General features: G+C 61.5%; 2 protein-coding genes. Both read right to left on the bottom strand.

Going from position 1 to position 605, the window contains the following annotated elements; all coding sequences use genetic code 11:
* Positions 1 to 369, bottom strand: a 369-nt coding sequence (locus tag RVY79_RS17005; protein ID WP_317465653.1) for a hypothetical protein, incomplete at its 3' end; no start/stop codon positions are given.
* 52 nt (positions 370 to 421) lie between these two features.
* On the bottom strand, positions 422 to 605 hold a 184-nt coding region (locus tag RVY79_RS17000), incomplete at its 5' end, for a hypothetical protein (protein WP_317465652.1).

Below are 605 nucleotides of genomic sequence, written 5' to 3'. Positions count from 1 at the left end.
GATACGCTCTTGCAGCGTGGCAATCCGGCGCTTTTCAGCTTCGGCATTGGCCAGCTTTTCGCGCTCGCGCTCCGCATCCCATGCATCACGCAGGCCGCGCAGGCGATCTTCTTCCGGTTCGATGATCGCGATCAGTCGCTTCTCTTCTTCGATCACGGCCTTCGAGAACTTGGTAGCGTCGTCGCGCGCTTCCTTGCCCGCCTTGCTGATGGCGATACGCGCGTTGGCCAACGTCATCATGGCGCCATGGCATTGCTCACGGCCTGCGGGGTTCTTGATCTCGACGATGTCTGCGTGCTTTTTTGCCAGCGCCAGCAGATTGGCTTCATGCTCTTTGGTGCCAAGCGCAATTGCGGCGCGCTCGGGCAATGTGAGCGCAGTGGTTTTCTCAGCTTCGGTCATCTTGGTTTTCTCCTCGTTGTTATCGAATCAGCGCGCCGGCCGCGCAGCCGACGACAAACGCCATCACTGCGCCGCAACCGATGCCGGTGGCGATGGCCGTTGCCCAGTCTTTCCAGGTGGGCTGTGTGGCGAGCTGCGAGCCCGGGCCAAATGCCTCGGCCAGCGTGCGGTACTCGTGGTAGTCGACGATCTCGGGTGTGGGT

The sequence above is a fragment of the Chromohalobacter sp. HP20-39 genome (assembly GCF_033052815.1).
Taxonomy (GTDB): Bacteria; Pseudomonadota; Gammaproteobacteria; order Pseudomonadales; family Halomonadaceae; genus Chromohalobacter.
The sequence above is the reverse complement of the archived record's forward strand: the minus strand, read 5'-3'. Positions and strand labels throughout refer to the sequence as shown.